This window comes from Flavicella sediminum (genome assembly GCF_006381105.1).
In the GTDB taxonomy this organism is placed as follows: domain Bacteria; phylum Bacteroidota; class Bacteroidia; order Flavobacteriales; family Flavobacteriaceae; genus Flavicella; species Flavicella sediminum.
Map to the genome: position 1 here is coordinate 1,727,136 of NZ_VDET01000002.1, position 17,500 is coordinate 1,744,635.

Consider the following 17,500-nt stretch of genomic DNA (forward strand, 5'->3'; position numbering starts at 1 on the left):
AAATGGAAAGGAATGCTATAATTCACCTTCCCATTCTCCATAAAATTGCGTTAAAAAAGACTTCATAAATTCATGTCTTTTTAACGCAATTTTTTTCCCTGATTCGGTATTCATTTTGCCTTTTAACAACAATAGTTTTTCATAAAAATGATTCACGCTTGGTGCTGTAGATTTTTTATATTCCTCTTTGCTCATGTTTAAATTGGGTGCAATGTCAGGATTGTATAAAGCTCTTTTTTTATAACCGCCATAACTAAAACAGCGTGCTATTCCAATGGCTCCAATAGCATCTAATCTATCGGCATCTTGTAGGCATTCCAATTCAATAGACGTGAAATTCTGTGTAAAGTTTCCTCCTTTAAATGAAATGTTTTCAATTATTTTTTCTACATGGTTAATTATTGGTTCGTCTACAACTTGGCTTTCTAAAAACTGTCTTGCTTTTTTAGGGCCAATAGTTTCATCACCATCATAAAATTTAGAATCTGCTATATCATGCAGTAGTGCGCCTAAAGCAACAATAAAAAGATCTGCATTTTCAGTAGTAGCAATATTTTTTGCAGTTTTGTAAACCCGTTCTATATGAAACCAATCATGCCCACCTTCAGCATCTGCTAAGGTTTGTTTTACAAATTGCATGGTGTTTTCTATTATTTGTGCTTTATTCATTCGGTAAAAATAACAGAATAATTTTCAATAGCTAAAAAAAATCAAAGCCCTATATTTGCCAACAGTAATTTAAAAGAGAAACAGGTGTCTTATATATTAAATTTAGAAACTTCTACCAAAAATTGTTCGGTAAGTATCAGCGAATCAGGTAAGGTTTTGGCAATAAAAGAATTGAATAATTCAGGTTATTCTCATGCTGAAAAATTACATGTGTTTATTGAAGAAGTTTTGAAAACCGCACAATTAACTTATGCCGATTTAGCAGGGGTTGCAGTTGGAAAAGGACCAGGTTCCTATACAGGTTTAAGAATTGGAGTTTCCGCGGCTAAGGGTCTTTGTTTCGCTTTAGATATTCCGATGTTCGCTATTGAGAGCCTGACCATTTTGGCACATACAACTTCTATTGAAGAAGGACTAATAGTACCGATGTTGGATGCACGAAGATTGGAAGTGTATAGCGCTGTTTTTGACAAAGATTATCAACAAATAAGAAATACGGAAGCACAAATTATTGATGAAACGTCTTTTTCTGAATATTTGGAACAAGGTAAAGTCTATTTTGTTGGAGATGGAGCAGAAAAGTGCAAGGCTATTATTACGCATGAAAATGCAGTTTTTATAGATGATAAGTTTCCTTCTGCAAAAGAAATGGCAGCTTTAAGTGAAATGAAATTTAAGGCAGATGATAAAGAAGATGTTGCCTATTTTGAGCCTTTTTATTTAAAGGATTTTGTAGGAACAAAGCCTAAAAAAAGAGCTTAAGTATTCTACTTAAACTCTTTTGAAAAATATTTTTTTTGGTGAAATTTATTTCATATGTACATCTCTTTGTGGGAAAGGGATGACAATATTTGCTTTGTCTAAAGCCAATTTACATGCTTCTAAGGATTCAAAATAAACATCCCAATAATTTTCTGGAGAAGCCCAGGGTCTTACCGCTAAATTAACGGAACTATCTGCCAATTCAGAAACGGTTACCGCTGCAGCTGGTGTTTTTAATACTTTCGGATTTTCGTTTAAAGTTTTTTCTAAAATTTCTTTGGCCAGTTTGATGTCAGAATCGTAGCTAATACCAATAGTTAAATCTACTCTTAATTGTCCTTCTTCCGTATAATTTTTGATGGTTCCGTTGGAAAGAATTCCGTTTGGAATGATGGCTAGCTTATTGGCAGGTGTCACTAATTTAGTAACAAAAATTTGAATTTCTTTTACATTTCCTAGTTCTCCTTGAGCTTCAATTAAATCTCCTACTTTAAAGGGTTTAAAGATCATGATCAAAGCACCACCTGCAAAGTTAGATAAGGTTCCTTGTAATGCCAAACCAACCGCAAGACCTGCAGCACCAATGATAGCCACAAATGAGGTGTTGGCAATTCCTAATTGACCAAGAACGGTAATAATTAATAAGGCTTTTAGCACCCAATTTAAAAGGTCTGAAAAGAAAACTTGAAGACTAACTTCGAGCTTGCTTTTGGACATAATATTTTTTACTACTGTGATTAATTTTTTTATGATCCAAAGTCCAATTAATAAAATTAAAATACCTTGAATAAGGCTTAAGCCATATTCCATGCTTAATTCTTTTATTTTGTCGTAGGTGCTGTTGCTAAATAGTTTGTTGAAATCTTCCATGTGTTAATTTAATAATTGAGTTAATAATAAGGCGATAATTGCGGGGCCACTTTGAATGAATAATACTTTGCTGCTTTTTAAACTGATGCTGCCATAAATACCAGCAATAATCACACAGCCTAAAAAGAAATAGCTTAGCTGTATGTTGTTATTTATTTCTAGCATAGACCAAAGTAAGCCTGCTACTAAAAAGCCATTGTATAAGCCCTGATTGGCGGCCAGTACTTTTGTTTTTTCTGCAAATTCTTTTTTAAAACCAAAAGCTTTTAAGGCAATGGGTTTGGTCCATAAAACCATTTCTAAAAGCATAAAATAGAAGTGAATCAAAGCAACAATTCCGATACTAATTAAGAGCCAAGTTTTCATTTGATGTCAATTTTTAATTGTGTTAACGCTTTTTTGCTAGAAGCTACAGGAAGTTTACAGGCTCCATCTATGCAGATATAAATTAAAGTTTCGTTTTCTTGGTAGCGATATTGTAAAAGTGGTTCGTCACTTTTGTTCAGACTTCCTGCAATTAATTTATTAGGAATGTATTGCTGGTTGAGCTCTTTTATTTTTTCTTTTGCATTTTTTCCTACGACAGCAATTTCATAAAAATCAGTACAAAAATCAGCATACAATTGTAACCAGTTAGCATAACCAGAGCCATAAGCCTCCATGTCTTTTTTAATGTTATTTAACATTTGTTTGGAAGTAGCTGTGTAGATTTTGTTTTCAAAATAATGTCCTAATTTAAAAAGGCTTTTGGCTAAGACGGAATTGGAAGCAGGAATAACATTGTCGTTAATTTCCATTTTACGGGTAATTAAATTTTGATCTTCATCGGAAGTGAAATAGAACATTTGCAATTCCTTGTCATAAAAATGTGTATAGCAATAATCGGTAAGTTCTTGTGAAATAGTCAACCAATTTTGATCTAAAGTAATTTCATACAAAGAAATGTAGGCTTCTATGACTAGGGCATAATCTTCTAAATAACCATTAATAGTACTTCTTCCATTTTTATAATTATGATTCAAGCCACCATCATTTCTACGCTGTTTTTCTTTTAGGAAATTTGCGTTTTTGAGCGCTATTTTTAAAAAATTATCGTCGTTAAAAACACGATAAGCATCTATATAGCCTTTTAACATTAAGGCATTCCATGAGCTTAAAGTTTTATCATCTAAGCGAGGACGGTTCTTTTTAGCTCTTTCTTTTAAAAGAGTGTGTTGCCAAGTTGTAACTTTAGATCTTAAAAGTTGAATGTCAATATTATTTTCTTTGGAAAATTTGTTATCATTTTGGGTACGTATGAAATTGTACTTGTTGTGTTCCCAAAGTCCAAAATCATTTACGTTGTAATATTTAGAAAATAAATCGAAGTCTTTTTTAAGAATTTCTTTCAGTTCTTTTTCTGTCCAGACATAAAAGGCTCCTTCTTCTAATTCCCCATCTTCATTTAAACTGTCGGCATCTAATGAAGAATAAAAACCGCCTTCTGGGTTGGTCATTTCACGCTCAATAAATTCAAGTGTTCTGTAAACTGTTTCTTTGTACAAGTCATTTTTAGAAATTAAATACGCATCGGAATACAAACTGACTAGTTGCGCATTGTCGTACAGCATTTTTTCAAAATGTGGGATATGCCATTTTTTATCGGTTGAATATCTTGCAAAGCCACCCCCAACTTGATCAAATATACCACCAAAAGCCATTTTTTCTAATGTGGTGTGTACATATGCTTTTAAGTTTTTGTCTTGCGTTTGTTCAGCATATCTAAGTAGGAAATGATAGTTGTTTGGCATAGGAAATTTTGGAGCACTGTTCATTCCCCCTAAATCCTTGTCAAAGTAAGAACTCCAATTTTTTACAGTAGTTTCTAGTTCTGATTTTGTGAATTTAGCTTCGTCAGAATTGTAACTCACAAGTTCTGCTTGTTGAATCCCTTCCGTTAGGTTTTCAGCATAAGAAATAACTTTGGCAGGATCCTTTTTATACAAGGTTGCTATCTGTGTTAAAGTACTTGTCCATTCTTCTTTTGGGAAATAAGTGCCTCCCCAAAAAGGTCTTCCATCAGGTAGGGTAACACAGTTTAAAGGCCACCCACCACTTTTTGTCATTAGCTGAACGGCGGTCATATAAATTTGATCTATATCGGGTCTTTCTTCTCTATCAATTTTAATATTGATAAAATTATCGTTCATTATTTTGGCCACAGAATCATTTTCAAAGCTTTCGTGTTCCATGACATGACACCAATGGCAGGCTGCATATCCTACAGAAATTAGCATTAATTTATTCTCTTTTTTAGCCAAAGCTAAAGTTTCATCATTCCACGCATACCAGTTTACAGGGTTGTGTGCATGTTGTAACAAATACGGACTTGTTTCATGAATAAGATTGTTGGTGTATTTGTGTTGCACTTTGTCTTTTTTTTGTTGACTTTGACAGCTTATGAGAAAAGTAACTACCGTGATGACATGGAGAATTCTGTACATTATGTAATTTTCGTTCTTTCAAAGATAATAAAATCGAACTAGTATTTTTGGAATAAAAAAACCTCACTTTTTAGCAAAGTGAGGTTTTTAATTTTCGAAAATTGAAAAGTTTATTTTTTTACGATTTTTTCTGTAAAAGATCCTTCGTTGGTTTCTACTTTTACCAAGTACACTCCTGAAGCGATGCTTGAAATATTACAATTTGTTGTATGTATTGTTTTAATTAACTCACCCGTAATACTATATAATTTGGCGTTTTTTAGAATGCTATTGCTAGGTAATGAAATGCTGAATTCTTGGCTCGCAGGATTTGGAAATATTTGGATGCCATTGTTGGCTTTTTGAGAATTGATACCTAAGGCATCTGTAACCGTAAATGAGTCTGCTATAGGATTATATATGTCGGTGCCATGCGTTTCCCAATTAGAACGATCCATTAGCGCCATTAATAAATCGGCTTTAGTACCTACATGAAGAGAAGCAGCTTTATAGCTTGCATTGTCTAATTCATTGTTAAATCCTGTAGGAGGATACAGACCAATAGCATTTTGTCCTTCTGTTAATGATGAGGGAAGTATTGTAGCTCCTGTATCGGATGTTGTTTGCCAGGCGTTTGTAGGACTGGAACCTGAATTTGCGTTGATTCCTGTAATGAAATTTCCAACAGCTGGATTACCTTGTGGACCTTGGTGTATAAATAAATTGTCACCTGAGGCAGCTAACATACTTGCATTTGCTGGATTTACACCAACGCTGGAAATCGTCCCTTTAGTGGTACCGCTAGAAAATGTGATTACAAGGCCTCCATTCGTGGCTATGTGCACATGTTCTCCTGCCGCGATATTATCAGTAGCGGTAAATAATAGTTCAGATTCAGCAGTGGCTAGGGTTGTGCCATTCCACGATTCATCTGTAATATAAAAGGTGGTTCCATTTAAAACAGGAGCTAAGAAAACAAATGAAAAGGTGTCGGGAGTATCCATATTAATAGAAGTAAAGGCAATGTCCCCTATTCCTAAGGTTGTTTGTGCATTTACTTTAGCTGTTCCTAACAGTATTGTTAAGAGGAATAAAAAAGTTAAGGTGTAGTTTTTTTTCATAGTTTTTGAATTTATAGTTTTTGGGAAAATACTTAATTTTTCATATTTCCCTAATACAAAAGTTATATTGGAGGTTTTGTTTAAGATTTATTAGAACTCGTTAGGATCTGCTCGGGTATAATCCCTCAAGACAAATAATATAATTGATACCTAAAGTAGGTTGAATATTCTGTGTTTGTGGAATGTTTACCGTGAAATTTGCGGGTGTTCCTTCCCCTGTATTTCCAACGGCTACACTTCCTTGAACAGTTGCCGTTCCTTCAGCAAGGTTCCCGTCACTTGTTCCGGTATTGTAAATTCTATTGGTTCCAGAAATTGTTGGAATCGCTAATTTTGCACCTGTTGGGTCTTCCGTATTGGCATCGTCGGCAACTACCGGTGTGGTTGAAACTCCTGAAATTTGGTTAAATTCTGCGGAATGTGTATGTGGAGGTAAGTTTGCTTCTGTAAGCTGTACGCTACCATTGACTGTTTGTTGAGGAATAAGTTCTGCACCATATTTTTGGCCTATTTGCCAATTTATTGCAGATCCAGGATGTTGTCCTGTAGATACAGGAACGATTCCTCGTAAATCAGGTAATTTAAAGCTTGCACTACCATCTCCTCCGTAAAAAGTGCCTATTAAGGAAAAAAGTGCTTGGTTTGATGCGATAGGTAGTGTTTGTCCGTTGCAAAAAGCCCAGTTTCTTGGGGGGTAATTTCCTGCGAACATTCTAATTTCTGCTAAGTAACATGCGTCATCCATAGTTTTTTTGTTTTAAATGTATATAATATTAGGTGAAATTTACACTTTAAAAAAACTGTTTTCAATCCCGTATATTGGGGTAAAAACAAATTCACTATTTTTAGGTAAGTATAAATACCTGGTCGTTTGAGAATACAATATCCTACTTATTATTAGTAGGATAAAAAAATATGAGTCAACAGATTTTAAGGAAAGGTAGGTGGCACTTTTTTTTGAGTAAAAGGTTTGAATTGTAGCAATTGGGACAAAAAAAACTCGTATCTGTTAGGATACGAGTTTAGTTCGTGATAAGTATTTAACTATTAAGCAAGTACTTTTCTAATTCTTTCAATAGCTTCTCTAAGTTGTTCTTCAGAAGCCGCATAGGACATACGGATACAGTCAGGAGCTCCAAAAGCTTCTCCAGTTACCGTTGCAACATTTGCATGTTCTAATAATAACATAGAAAAATCAGAAGCATTTTCAATTTTCTGACCTTTGATTGTTTTTCCAAAGAATGCAGAAATATCTGGGAATACATAAAACGCACCTTCTGGTATGTTCAATTTGAATCCTTTTATTTTTCCTAATAAGTCTAAAACAATGTCTCTTCTTTTATGGAATTCTTCAACCATATAACCAATTTTAGTTACAGGTGCTTCTAAAGCAGTAATAGTAGCACGTTGTGCAATACAGTTGGCACCAGAAGTAATTTGACCTTGCATTTTATTACAAGCTTTGGCAATCCATTCAGGAGCACCAATATATCCAATTCTCCAACCCGTCATAGCAAATGCTTTTGCTACACCGTTTACAGTAATGGTTCTGTCGTACATACTTTCAATGGCAGCAAAACTAAAGTTTCCTGCACCGTAGTTTATATGCTCATAAATCTCATCAGATAAGATGTAGATATTTGGGTATTTCTCTAAAACTTTGGCCAATGCTCTGTACTCTGCCTCTGTGTAAACAGTTCCACTTGGGTTGTTTGGAGAGTTAAAGAAAATCATTTTTGTTTTTGGCGTAATTGCCGCTTCCAATTGCTCAGGTGTAATTTTAAAATCAGTATCAATAGAAGATGGAATTTCTACATAAGTAGCTTCCGATAAAATTGAAATAGCTGAATAACTCACCCAGTAAGGAGCCGGTAATAAAACTTCATCTCCGGGGTTTAACAATACTTGCGCTACATTGGCAATTGATTGTTTAGCTCCTGTTGAAACAACAATTTGATTAGGGTTGTAAGAAAGATTGTTATCTCTTTTGAATTTTTTGCAAATAGCCTCTCTTAAATCTAAATAACCATTTACAGGACTGTAAGAATTATAATTATCATTGATGGCTTGAATAGCTGCATCTTTGATGAATTCAGGTGTATTAAAGTCAGGTTCTCCTAAACTTAAACTAATAATGTCTTTTCCTTGTTCTTTCAATTCTCTTGCTTTAGCAGCCATTGCTAAAGTTGCAGAAGTTGGTAAGCTGTTAATTCTGTCTGATAATTGTTTCATTTTTTTTTAATTGGATGTATTGCTTCACTTACGGTATAAATTAACAATACTATTTAATGATATGCAGGATTGACTCCTAGTACTTTTAATTGGTTGAAATGTTCTAAAAAGGCCTTAGTCATGGTTTTGTATTCATAATAAGGCAGGTTAAATTCTTTTGCTGTTTCTTTTACAATTTTAGCAATTTTTCCATAATGAATATGAGAAATATGCGGAAAAATATGATGCTCAACTTGATGGTTCAATCCTCCTGTAAAAAAGGAAACAAACCAATTGTTGGGTGCAAAATTAGAAGTTGTATACAGTTGGTGTATAGCCCAAGTATGTTTTAAATTCCCTTCTTTATCGGGCAATGGCATGTCGGTTTTAGGAACCACATGTGCCAATTGAAAAACAACACTTAATATAAGTCCGGCAGTATAATGCATGGCGAAAAAACCAATTAGAATTTTCCACCAAGACACGTTAAGAACGGTCATAGGTAAAACAATCCAAAAAGCATAATACAAGATTTTAGTTAAAACTAAAATGACCCATTGTTTTGTTGGGTTTGGAAATTTACCATAGGATAATTTTCTTTTCAAATAACGAGCTGTTTGCTTAAAATCTGTAGTAATAGCCCAATTGATAGTTAGTAATCCATAGATGAAAATAGAATAATAACGTTGTAATTTATGTATTTTTAACCAGGTTGAATGTTTCGAAAAACGAATAATTCGTCCAGCATCAATATCTTCATCATGTCCTTTTATATTTGTAAAAGTATGGTGTAAAACATTGTGTTGCACCTTCCAATTGTATACGTTTCCAGCAAGTATATACATACTGCTTCCCATTAGTTTATTTACCCATTTTTTACTTGAAAAGGATTCGTGATTGCTATCGTGCATCACATTCATTCCTACACCAGCCATTCCTACACCGCTAATAATACATAAAAGTAGCATTGTCCATTGAGGTAGCGATGTACTAAATATGATCATAAAAAAGGGAATAAAGAAGATGGCAAACATAAGCAATGCTTTGCCGTATAATTTCCAGTTGCCTGTTCGGCGAATTTTATTTTCTTTAAAGTAGGAATTGACTCTTTTGTTCAAAGTTCTGAAAAACTTTGCTTTGTCAATTTTTGAAAATTTTATAGTTTGCATATATACTGCTTGATAAGTGTACAAAAATAGCTAATTTTTAAATGCTAGGGATTGAAAACTTAAATATTTTACGACTTATTAAGCGCAAAGATGTTACTTTTGCCAGATATTTATCAATCAAGATGGAAATTTTAAAAAAATACTTCCCTGAGCTTACGGAATTGCAGATTTCTCAATTCGAAAAATTGGAGAATTTATATAAGGAGTGGAATGCAAAAATTAATGTAATATCGCGTAAAGATATAGACGAGTTGTACTTACGACATGTTTTACATTCTTTAGGAATAGCAAAAGTTCAACAATTTATGCCAGGTGCAAAAGTATTGGACGTGGGTACTGGAGGAGGTTTTCCAGGGGTGCCTTTGGCTATTTTGTTTCCTGAAACCAATTTTCATTTGGTAGATTCTATCGGGAAAAAAATAAAAGTCGTTCAGGGAGTAACAGAAGCTTTAGGCTTAAAAAACGTAAAAGCCTCTCATATGAGAGCAGAAGAAGTAAAAGGGGAGTTCGATTTTATTGTAAGTCGTGCCGTGACTACCATGCCCGATTTTGTAAAATGGGTTCGTAAAAAAGTGGCTAAAAAGCAACACCATACTTTACGAAATGGAATTTTATATTTAAAAGGAGGTGATTTAACAGAAGAGCTTTCAGTTTTTACAAGTACAACGCTATATGATCTTTCTGATTATTTTGAGGAAGACTTTTTTGAGACTAAAAAGGTAGTGCATTTACCTATTAAATTTAAGAAATAGTTCGTTTTTAAAAACGACTATTTATTCAATAGAATACCAAAACCTAATAGATCTTTATGATTTGTTAGGTTTTTTTATGGCTGATTTTACTTTTTTATACGACCAATAGTTTGTTTTACAAACTGTGCCTCTTGAAGTGATTTGTAGACGGATTTTGTTGAAGTCTAACTTCCGTTCGGTAGAACTCAGGACTTATTTTTGTCACGCTAAGAATGTGTTAGGCTTGTGATAATTTCTTTATGTTGAGGGAAGAGCACTAGTAAATCTTTTCGTTTCGGAAGTACAAAATCCTTAAAATCGAAACCAGGAGCTACGGTACAGCCAACCAAACTGTATGAATTTTTGTCGTTAACCGTTGCCGCAAACCAATATCCTGCCAGAACTATATGTTGGTAGGTTTGACCTTTTAAAAGATCATTTCCTAAGCAAATAAATGAATAGTTGCCCTCCGGTGAAATTTGATGAATTTTTAGAGAAGAACCTTCGTGAAAATGCCAAATTTCATCTTGATTTATTTTATGAAATGCTGAAAATTTTTCAGATTTTAGTAAAAAGTAAATAGCCGTGCAAACATTTCTATCCCCTACGTAATTGTTAGAAAGGTTTTCGTTGGGAATCATTTCAGTACTTCGATAAGTTTCTTTATAATAACCCCCTTCTGGGTGAGGAAGTAAGTCTAAATGTTTGATTAATAATTCGGCCTTTTCCATATTGTAATTTTATTTGTAACCTATGATAAAAGAACCTTTAAGTTGGTGACTTTTTTTATCAAAATTAAAGCTGGGTTCTTCAAGTATTGTAGAACTTACACTTTTAAATCCTGAGGCTTCCATTAAGTTTTTTTAATTGTTCGGCAATTTCTTTGGAGCTTAATTTTTCTAAATGCATAGCTTGTGTTGAAAAGTCAACTATTTTTATAAAAATATAAAAAGGAATTGATTTACTTTAAAATAATTTTTTCAGATATGATTTTGTTGTCAATATTTATTTTTAAGATGTAAATTCCTTTAGGGTAGTTCGCTTTCAAACGAAGCTTGTTTTTGGTGTTCAAAGGTTCCCAAGTATGTATAGGTTGCCCTAATAAATTATATAGCTGAACAGCGGAAATAGATTTGTTATTTGGATTTTCTATCACAATTTCATTAGAAGACGATACATAATAAATAGCAAGGCTTTTGTCAACGCTATTAGCTATTGAAAGTTTGTCTTTGGCAGAGAAAGCAAGGCTAAATCTGTTTTCGTAACTTTTTTGCTGTAGGTTTATAGTCGCTTTATTTTTATTTAAAGTATAGGTTAAACCTGTCTCATGATCTAATAAAATTAAATCTTTGTCGGTTAAATTCCATTCGTCAATAGCTATAGTAATATTCCCTTCGTAGCCCATTTCAACTCCTATTGGTACTTCTAAATCGTCTGAAATTTCTTGTACACCAGTAATTGCATATTTTTTTTGGTCATCAGAAAATTTCCAATAAACATCAGTTTTTCCTACTTCAAATTTAGGAGAATCGTAGCCGTTGTCATACTTAAAAGAGTTTCCTTCTTTGAAAGAAATACCAATTTGACGATGCATTTTTATTTGATCATCGTTCAGGTAATCTACTCCCAGTTTAATGATGGGTAAATTCACCGTCAAAGGGCCAAAATTATTTTTCTTATTAGCTTTTTCTTTTTTAGAGTTTTTAAAGAAGATAGATTCGCTTCCTTCTGTAACAAATTCTCTTTGGCTGTTATTAAAAGTAATAATACCTCCATTTTCTTTACCAGAAATAAAAAAGCCTTGGCCTACAGGAATATATGCCTGAGGTACAGAATAAGTTCCTTGGCCGATACCCGGTATGTAGTCATTTGCATTTTCATTAGAAGCAACGTTATCTGCAGAGACTCCCATAGAAATGTTTCTTGTAGCATAACCACCAATATATCCGCTAGCATTATGACCGCTATTGTTGTTTTCGCTTGAAGAAGCTACGCCTGCATGTTGCCAAAAATAGAGCGTACCATACATTGAACTATCATTGTCTTCAATGAATTTTTTTGCATTCAAGGCGGAAGGATAAGGATTTCCGACAAGGTAATTTTGATAGCCACCAATTGTTGTGGTTAATTCTCCATCTTTAGGCGTTCCGACAAAAGTATAATTTTGAGCAACTCCAGGTCCTTTAAATACAAAACCATCTGTTTGTGGAATGATTCCTGTAGAGCCTTTTTGAACCCAATTCGATCTTCCATCTCCGTTTGCATAGGTGTAAAACCAATAGTTTGGAAGGCTAATAGGGCTTGTTTTACTTCCGTCATAACCGGATATAAAATTAATGTTTAAAGCTGTTGAATTAGCGGATGTATAGGTGCTTCCATCTTTTAGGACACTTGCTGCATTATACACATTAGACCCCAAGTTGTTTACAGGAGAGCTCATGTAGTTGTATAGGTATTTACTACCAATATCTGAATAGCGATCTATGTATAATTTACCTGTTCCATTTAAATTTTTTGACCCCGTATGTGTTTGAATAAACTGTGAGGTACCAGCCAATCTAATTTCTGCATTTGCATTGATCGTCAAGTTATCAGCTACCAAAAGCAAGTTGTCTGTAATCGTTAATTTATAACCACTAGTAACTTCAAGTTTACGAGCATTCAATTGCGTAGATAATGTTGTGTTTTGATTGATAACTACGCTACGTGATTTGTCAGGATAACCATTATCCCAGGCATTGCTAGTTCTAGTTGTCTCGTTTAAATTATGAACTCCCAATCGGATATTAGCGCTGCTGTTTGCATTGTCAACTTCTGAAATCACTGCGGCATGAGGATGTCTTTCTGTGTAGGGTACAAGGTCATCGTCAACAAAGCTAATCCACTCACTAGCGGTGTAGGTGTTGTTGTATGATAAAACTTCATCACTTCTAACAGCGGAACTATTATTACTAATATTTGAAAGAACATCAAAACGATTTTCCCATGCTGTAGTTCCTGTTTCTGATGTAATAATTAGAATATCGTTGGCATCGTCAAAATCTGTAATGTTGTTGTCTGTTATTGGCGTTTCTAAGTGATTTGAAAGGATTGAATTACTACTGTTTAATAAAACAGATTGTCCGGCAGAAAGTGCTGTGTTTACCAAATAAGTTGAAGTCGGACTAACACCCGTTTGGTCGCCAGATTTATTTTTGAAGAGTGCTACAATAAAAGTATTTGTAGGAATTGTTGCAGTACCTGTATTGGTAATTTCTATCCAGCGTTCTGAAGTGTCATAATGGTACACCTGTGTAAATAATGCTGCTTCATAAAGACTGGTATCTTTAGCGAATATAAAAACATCATAATCTTCTATTTCTCCAGTATCGTAATCAAAGTCGCAAGCTGAGGTTGGAGTGCCATTGTGTTTTAATGCGATACGCATTCTAGTTTTTCCTTCAGTTGCTGTGGTAGGGATTGCAATATTTGACAGCGTAGCAGTTAATTGAGTAGGAGGTGTACTTCCGGTAACTTGACTGAAAACCTCTTCACCAGTGTCATCAAAGTCACCGTCATTGTTAAAGTCAATCCAAACAACTAAAGCGACAGTGTTATAGGTGGCTCTTGAGTAGGTAACAGTTCCGGAAAAAGTTTCTCCTTTGGTTAAGTTTGTGGCTATACCGTTAAAATACTTATAAATAGGGTCGCTAGAAGTGCTATTATTGTTAATCGTTCCTATAGCTGTATTTGAAATATAATAGTCGCTATCAGGGTTAAGGTGTATGTTGCTAGTGCAATATTCTACGTTTAAAGTTGTAAAGGTTTCCGTATCAAAAATAGCGCAAGAAGCGTCAACGGCAATTTGAACTTCATATTCCAATCCATCATCCAAACCAGTAAGGTTTATTGTCGTTGATGAAGAAGTGGTTTCTATCCAAGTGCCACTGATTGTTGGTTTGTATTTTATTTTATACGTGCTGGTTTCAGTAGAAGACCAAGTTACAATAGCTGTAGTTTCTGTAATAGAAGATATAGCAATATTACTGATGGTACCTGGGTCTATAATATAAACGTCTTGAGTACTATATACGATGGTGCTACCATTGTCAAATGCCCATTCTATGGAATAAGCACCAACTGTGTTAAAAACGGTTGTATCGCTAGTAGTTCCTGTTATTTGTTGTCCACATTGGTAATCTAAAACAGGAGCAGGAGCTGTGTAAGAACAATATTCCGTAACATCAGGAATTGTTGGCGTCATAAATGTGCCTGAATAATTAAAAACGGTTACGGTAGCGGTACATGAATCTGTTAGCCCATCCGTATCCTCAACGGTAAAATCAACGGTGTTTGATCCTATATTTTCACAACTAAAAGTGGTTTTACTCAAACTGAAAATTAAATCATTGGCGTTGTCTACATCGTCAAATGATCCGTTGTTCAGGTCACTAGGGGCTATGGTTACATTTCCAGAAACATCTAGGTATACATCTAAATTTCCAATACAATTTGCTGTAGGAGGCAATGCAGAAGATATTATATTGATGTTGTAATCCTCAACTTCCCCTTTTTCATAGTTAAGATTACAAGGGTCTATGTCGTAATTGTGTTTTAAGGCAACTCTCATTCGGGTAAGTCCAATAGTAGCATCGTCAGGAATACTTATTTGAAAGTTTTTTGTAGACGTTTTAGAGCTGGTGTTTCTTCCAAAGTAGGTGTATGCCAATTCACCACTATCGCTAAAATCTCCGTCTTTATTAAAATCGATCCAAACCTTTAAGTAGACGTCATTGTTTTGAGGGGCGTCATAAGTTACTGAGGTACTATAGGAAGTATTGGTGTATACATCTGTAGAAACATTATTGTAGAAGGTAAAGTCATTTGCGTGTTTTGTGCTAGAATTATTAATGTCTTCTAGGTTCACATTAGAAATGAAGAATTTTCCAGCATTATCTGTACCTATGTTTGTAGGGGTACAATAGGTTTGGGCCCATAAAGAATTACTAGCTATTAGTACAATATGCAGTATTGTATTAACAGCCAAATACTTAACTATTTTAAACATAATTATCAATCGATTAAATTAATAACGTAAAAATATTCTTGGGGGTAGTTTTTAAGAGCTTTACTTTATTACAATAATAGTGCCTAAAAAGGGAAAAAGCATTTCTGCATTGTTAATTTTTCGCTTTCTAGACATATGTTTAGTAAAATTAACAATTCAGCCTATTAAAACAACAATTCAGATTTAAAAAATTTAACTAGGTAGACCATTTTCTGATTTTTGTTTCCTTAAAAACAGGAAAAGTCATGAAAAAAATCTTATTTATTTTGTTCTTAGTTTTAGCAGGAGCACAAACTTATTGTCAGACTAAAATTAACGGAAATGTTGTTGATGTAAAAGGAAACCCTATTGTTGGTGTCAATATTTATTTAGAAGGAACCTATGATGGAACAATGTCTGACGAAAATGGAAGTTTTGAGTTTTCAACTTCGGAAACTGGGACTCAAAAATTAAGGTGTTCCTTTATTTCTTATGAAACGAAGATTATTTTAAAAAAAGTTTCTGAAATGAAGGGGCTAAAAATAAAACTACGAGAAGATGTAAGCAGTTTAGATGCTGTGGTGCTTGCAGCGGGAACTTTTAATGCAGGGGATAATTCTAAAGTAACCGCATTAAAACCTTTAGATGTTGTAACCACAGCAAGTGCATTAGGAGATCCAATTGCTGCTTTTCAAACGATGCCTGGAACGTCTACCGTAGCTGAAGATGGACGGCTTTTTGTAAGGGGAGGAACGGCAGAGGAAACTCAGATTTTTATAGATGGTATTCGTGTTTTTACACCCTATGCGGCTTCTGCTAATAATACGCCAACTAGAGGAAGGTATTCTCCTTTTTTGTTTGATGGAATGACTTTTTCAACAGGGGGTTATTCGGCAGAATATGGACAAGCTTTATCGGGTGTTTTGTTGTTAAATACTATAAATACACCAGAACAAGAAAAAACAGATATTGGCATTATGAGTGTAGGGGGAGCTGTTGGAAATACGCAAATTTGGTGTGCAAATTCTTTAAGTGTCAATACTTCTTATATAAACCTAAAACCTTATTTAAACGTTTTTGAAGATCGAAATAAATGGGTACAGCCTTTTCAGGTTGTGGCTGGTGAAGCTGTTTATCGGCGTTCATTTTCTAATGGTTTGTTAAAATTATACACGGCCTTTGATAGTACTAATTTTGAGTTAATTCAAGAAGATATCAATGTGGAAGAAGGCATTTCGTTTAAATTGAAAAATCATAATTTTTACCTTAATTCTTCCTATAAAGGCGTTTTGAGTGCCAATTGGTCTGTATTGGCAGGACTTAGCTTTACTGCGGCAAATAGTGCATATGCTATTTCAAAAAGTGAAATAGAAAACAAGGAAGAATCGATACATGCAAAATTAAAATTCAACCGTTTTTTTAGCAATCGGTTTCAAGTAAGTTTTGGTGCAGATTATTTTCTAACTGATTTTGATGAGTTTTATAAGGAAGAACATATTTCAGAAGTAGCTTATGGTTTTCAAAATAAATTTGGTGCGGTGTATGGAGAGTTCAATGTATTCTTTTCCAAATCCTTGGCTTTAAAGGGAGGGATAAGAGCTGGCTATCATCGTTTTTTTGAAAGATTAAAAATTTCACCAAGAGTTTCTTTGGCGTATAAAACAGCAGAAAATTCACAAGTTTCATTGGCCTATGGCGATTTTTATCAAAATCCGACGAATGCAATTTTAAAATTTGAGCAGGATTTGAAAACTCCAAAATCACAGCATTATATTGTTAACTATCAATACAATAATGATGGTAAAATTTTACGGACAGAGCTGTATGCTAAAAAGTATTTGAATTTGGTGAAATACGATACGGAATTGCCGCAATACAATAGCCATTATACTTCCAACGGTACGGGTTATGCAAAAGGATTGGATGTTTTTTGGCGAGATAATAAGAGTATAAAAAATGTAGATTATTGGTTTAGTTATTCTTATTTGGACAGCCAGCGAGATTTTAAAAATTATGAAAAAAAAGCACAGCCCAATTTTGTAAACAAACACAATATTTCATTAGTCGCTAAATACTGGTTAGAAGATTGGAAAAGTCAGGTGGGGTTGAGTTATAATTTTGCTTCTGGAAGAACCTATACAGATCCGAACAAACAAGGTTTTTTAAATCAGAAAACAAAAGCCTACCATAGTCTGAGTTTGAATTGGGCGTATTTAATTTCTCAGCAAAAGATTTTGTACTTCTCTTTAAACAATGCCTTGGGAACAAAAAACATCAATGGCTATCAGTTTGCAAACAATGCCAATGATTTTGGACAATTTGAAAAAAGAGCCTTGCGGCCAGCAGCTGATCGTTTCTTTTTTGTAGGATTCTTTTGGACGATAAGTGAAAAAGGTACGGACAATCAACTAGATAAACTTTAAAAATAATAGCGCTACAATTCAGTAACAGAATACGACAGTTCAGTGGCTTCTTTTTT

13 protein-coding genes are annotated in these 17,500 nt (G+C 34.1%); 3 read left to right on the plus strand and 10 right to left on the minus strand.

The features are described 5' to 3' along the window. Positions 1–15: 15 nt before the first annotated feature. The gene (locus FGM02_RS07205; RefSeq protein ID WP_139957626.1) at positions 16–669 is read right to left on the minus strand and encodes an HD domain-containing protein; all 654 of its coding nucleotides are present in this window, start codon (positions 667–669) and stop codon (positions 16–18) included. An 84-nt stretch (positions 670–753) separates the two neighbouring features. Between FGM02_RS07205 and tsaB the strand changes: the two genes are divergently transcribed. After that, positions 754–1,431, plus strand: a complete 678-nt coding sequence (gene tsaB, locus FGM02_RS07210) for a tRNA (adenosine(37)-N6)-threonylcarbamoyltransferase complex dimerization subunit type 1 TsaB (protein WP_139957627.1) — start codon at positions 754–756, stop codon at positions 1,429–1,431. A gap of 45 nt (positions 1,432–1,476) precedes the next feature. On the opposite strand, the gene FGM02_RS07215 is transcribed toward tsaB, so the two are convergent. From FGM02_RS07215 to FGM02_RS07245, 7 genes are all read right to left on the minus strand, one after another. Further along, complete coding sequence (locus FGM02_RS07215) at positions 1,477–2,301, minus strand: mechanosensitive ion channel family protein (RefSeq protein WP_139957628.1); 825 nt, start codon at positions 2,299–2,301, stop codon at positions 1,477–1,479. A 3-nt stretch (positions 2,302–2,304) separates the two neighbouring features. Beyond that, on the minus strand, positions 2,305–2,667 hold the full coding sequence (locus tag FGM02_RS07220) for a DUF1304 domain-containing protein (protein ID WP_139957629.1): 363 nt from the start codon (positions 2,665–2,667) through the stop codon (positions 2,305–2,307). Further along, positions 2,664–4,709, minus strand: coding sequence for a thioredoxin domain-containing protein (locus FGM02_RS07225; RefSeq protein WP_243739369.1), 2,046 nt, complete (start codon positions 4,707–4,709; stop codon positions 2,664–2,666). The genes FGM02_RS07220 and FGM02_RS07225 overlap by 4 nt, the downstream gene beginning before the upstream one ends. A gap of 185 nt (positions 4,710–4,894) precedes the next feature. After that, positions 4,895–5,884 carry a T9SS type A sorting domain-containing protein gene (locus tag FGM02_RS07230; RefSeq protein WP_139957631.1) on the minus strand — a complete coding sequence of 330 codons (990 nt, stop codon included), beginning with the start codon at positions 5,882–5,884 and terminating at the stop codon, positions 4,895–4,897. A 100-nt stretch (positions 5,885–5,984) separates the two neighbouring features. Next, complete coding sequence (locus FGM02_RS07235; protein WP_139957632.1) at positions 5,985–6,629, minus strand: phage tail protein; 645 nt, start codon at positions 6,627–6,629, stop codon at positions 5,985–5,987. Positions 6,630–6,931: 302 nt separating this feature from the next. Then, positions 6,932–8,116: a pyridoxal phosphate-dependent aminotransferase gene (locus tag FGM02_RS07240; protein WP_243739370.1), complete on the minus strand. Its 1,185-nt coding sequence runs from the start codon at positions 8,114–8,116 to the stop codon at positions 6,932–6,934. Positions 8,117–8,169: 53 nt separating this feature from the next. Beyond that, the gene (locus FGM02_RS07245) at positions 8,170–9,264 is read right to left on the minus strand and encodes a fatty acid desaturase family protein (protein WP_139957633.1); all 1,095 of its coding nucleotides are present in this window, start codon (positions 9,262–9,264) and stop codon (positions 8,170–8,172) included. Between the two features lie 122 nt (positions 9,265–9,386). On the opposite strand from FGM02_RS07245, the gene rsmG reads away from it, so the two are divergent. Beyond that, a complete protein-coding gene (rsmG, locus tag FGM02_RS07250) occupies positions 9,387–10,016 on the plus strand; it encodes a 16S rRNA (guanine(527)-N(7))-methyltransferase RsmG (RefSeq protein ID WP_139957789.1) in 630 nt (209 codons plus the stop codon). A 206-nt stretch (positions 10,017–10,222) separates the two neighbouring features. Here rsmG and FGM02_RS07255 read toward each other — a convergent pair whose 3' ends face one another. Together FGM02_RS07255 and FGM02_RS07260 are read right to left on the minus strand one after the other, a co-directional pair. Then, positions 10,223–10,726 (minus strand): cupin domain-containing protein, encoded by a 504-nt coding sequence (locus FGM02_RS07255; protein ID WP_139957634.1) that lies wholly within the window; start codon positions 10,724–10,726, stop codon positions 10,223–10,225. Positions 10,727–10,956: 230 nt separating this feature from the next. Beyond that, the gene (locus tag FGM02_RS07260) at positions 10,957–15,042 is read right to left on the minus strand and encodes a GEVED domain-containing protein (RefSeq protein ID WP_139957635.1); all 4,086 of its coding nucleotides are present in this window, start codon (positions 15,040–15,042) and stop codon (positions 10,957–10,959) included. Positions 15,043–15,287: 245 nt separating this feature from the next. Between FGM02_RS07260 and FGM02_RS07265 the strand changes: the two genes are divergently transcribed. Next, positions 15,288–17,444: a TonB-dependent receptor gene (locus tag FGM02_RS07265; protein WP_139957636.1), complete on the plus strand. Its 2,157-nt coding sequence runs from the start codon at positions 15,288–15,290 to the stop codon at positions 17,442–17,444. The last annotated feature ends 56 nt before the right edge of the window (positions 17,445–17,500 follow it).